Here is a 2,932-nt window from a genome sequence, read left to right as displayed (position 1 = left end):
ATTCTTCGCGATAAGAGGATCGGTAGAACAAAAACTGCCCGACAACTCACCAATAAGGTCATCAGAATTGGTTGTTCCCATCACTAACGGAGCTAAATAATTAGCCCAGCCAATATAATTTTTGTCCATTAGATTTAGCAATTCAATTAAGTCTTCTTTATCAAATCCGCCAAAATAATCAGGAGGAAAATTTAAAAAACAGGGTGAAGGGCACACCATTACAAGCTTAGAAAATAACTTGGGTTTTTGAATTGCCGCAATCGCACCAATATACTACTAACGGAATGTCCTATAAAAATGGCGTCAGTTAAGTGCAAAGCGTCACAGACTTCGATGATGTCTTCAGCATATCCTTCAAGTTGACCATAACGTTTTTTACTATATTGAGAGATATCAGAAGCACCTGAACCAACATAGTCAAATAGCACAATAGTAAAATGCTTCATCAGCTCTGGGGTTACAAAACGCCACATATTTTGATCACAACCAAAACCGTGAGCGAGAACTAAAGTTTTGCTACCATTACCGATTAATTTGACATTATTTCTAACAAGAACAGCATTTGAATGCGACATGATGTTTCCATTTTTACCAGGTGACCAATGAAGACTACCTGCTGGATTTATTGGCTAAACAGTAGCTGCTTAAAGGGTAAAAGTAAAATACCGACACCCTGAGTATTGGAGCGGGTTCTTTTAACCGTATTATCTTTGTTTTTAAGGAAAACATAAATAGCTAAGAAACTATTTAAGGTGCAACAACATAGATATCATCAATTTTGAGGCCAAACCTGATTGAATCTAAATCGTTACAAAAATGTTAACATCCTAATTGGATTATACACAATGAGCATTATTATGCCCATATATACACTAACAGGTAGCCAATTTAGCTGGGTATCACTATGTGATAAACATTTGATGCAATAAGCTAGCAGCGTGTGTAAATTAAACACATGCTTTAAAACAGATGGATAGAAAAATAAAACTAAATTATAATATATGACTTTTGTTTCAAAAAAATCACGCTATAACAATAAAATAGCGACGTAACATCTGAGGAACACCTTTAATTGAGAGCATCGACATTCCTAATTGCAGCAGGTTTTATCCTGTTAAGTGGTTGCCAAACGGTTGCTGTCGAAGATGCCGAAACAGAAAAAAATATTGGTGGCGTGAATAAACCAACATCACTAAAAGTGCCTAAATTATTAGCTCGGCGCAATTATCAAGACAACGGTGATGTGTGGGAACGCATTCGTTATTCAATGGACATGCCCATTCCAGATCAACAATTAGTTAACCAATATCGAGATTGGTATATTAATAATCCACAGCATCTTGAGCAGATATCTCAGCGCGCCAAACCGTTTTTATATTTAATCGTCCAAGAGTTTGAACATCGTGATTTACCTATCGAACTGGCCTTACTTCCTATTGTTGAAAGCTCATTTAACCCTTTAGCTTATTCCAGTGCCGACGCATCAGGACTGTGGCAATTTACCTCACCCATGGCCAGCCATTTTGGCCTAGAGATGAATTGGTGGTATGACGGCAGAAAAGATGTGCCTGCTGCAACCACAGCTGCATTAGATATGCTCGAATACTTGTACAAAAAAACCGACAACTGGTTGTATGCATTAGCTGCGTACAATGCCGGTGAAGGGCGGTTGCGTGAGGCTATTAGATATAATGAAATCAGAGGGCTAAGCACCGATTTTTGGTCTTTACCATTGCCTAAAGAAACAAGGCAATATGTACCGCAACTGCTGGCAATTGCAGACGTGATTAAACATTCTGAAAGCTACGGCATCAGTCTCAAATCTATTCCTAATAAACCACTAGTTGAAGTAATTGATGTCGGTAGCCAAATTGATATAGCCGTTGCTGCCGACCTTGCCAATATGTCGATTACTCGGTTACAAAAATTGAATCCTGGATTTAATCGTTGGGCAACATCTCCAGATGGTCCGCATCAATTAATAGTGCCAGTCAGTAAAGTCAGTGAGTTTAAACAAGCTCTTGCCGATACTGATATTAACGACAGAGTGAAATGGTTTAAATATCAGATTAGAGCTGGCGATAATATTAGTGTCATTGCAAAACGTCACCTTACAACGGTTTCAGAAATAAAAGCGATGAATGACATTAATGGCGACCAGATCGTTGCAGGTAAATTTTTGTATATGCCACAAGCAGCATCGGGGGCAATACCTATGGTCAAACTCATTACAACACCAACGGCTCTAATATCAACCCAAAAACAAACTGCACCAAACAAACAACCAAGTATTATTACAACATCTAATCAATCTACAATTAAGAGCGACCACACGGTAAAATATGGTGACACACTCTGGAGTATCGCCAAAGTGTATAAGGTCAGTGTGGACCAAATTATCGCGTGGAACAAAATGTCTGACAAAGATAAGTTGACCGTAGGTAAAACCTTGCAGTTTTATCATCAACCCTTCAAACAACAGCAGACCCAGTTGTAATACAGTTTATTAAAAACTCATAAGCTCAAATGCTGTAAAAAATTACGTTAATTAACGCTAACCATTTCCCCATCTAACATGGTGAAGCGCATTGGCACCGAGCTTTTCCATTGTGTGACTCATGTCTTTTTTATAAACCAATTTTGCTGGCTATCACTCATTCCTTGTATATCTTTATAGGCAAATATGAAAAGTTATGAATAATAACGGCTAATATTAGCGACACTATCTGGATTAGACGATGGCACTTTCTGGTTTAACAAATACAGTACTCGTCGTTGACGATGAAGCAGTGATTCGAGCTCGATTAAAAGGGTATTTTGAGCGAGAAGGTTATCGTGTGTTCGAAGCTGGAGACGGCGAGCAGATGTGGCAACAATTTGAACATCAACATATTGATTTGTTGATGTTGGATATTAACTTACCCGGTACCGA

Annotated in this window: 2 protein-coding genes and 1 pseudogene; 2 read left to right on the top strand and 1 reads right to left on the bottom strand. The window is 38.3% G+C overall.

What is annotated here, in order from left to right:
* Positions 1–575: pseudogene (locus tag H5202_RS19875) on the bottom strand (alpha/beta fold hydrolase); the annotation flags it as partial.
* Between the two features lie 497 nt (positions 576–1,072).
* On the opposite strand from H5202_RS19875, the gene H5202_RS19870 reads away from it, so the two are divergent.
* A complete protein-coding gene (locus tag H5202_RS19870) occupies positions 1,073–2,497 on the top strand; it encodes a LysM peptidoglycan-binding domain-containing protein (RefSeq protein WP_182773586.1) in 1,425 nt (474 codons plus the stop codon).
* 241 nt (positions 2,498–2,738) lie between these two features.
* Positions 2,739–2,932 (top strand): response regulator (locus H5202_RS19865; protein ID WP_182773585.1); only part of this gene is annotated, 194 nt, incomplete at its 3' end.

Source organism: Shewanella sp. SG41-4 (assembly GCF_014164505.1).
Lineage (GTDB): Bacteria > Pseudomonadota > Gammaproteobacteria > Enterobacterales > Shewanellaceae > Shewanella.
The sequence above is the reverse complement of the archived record's forward strand: the minus strand, read 5'-3'. Positions and strand labels throughout refer to the sequence as shown.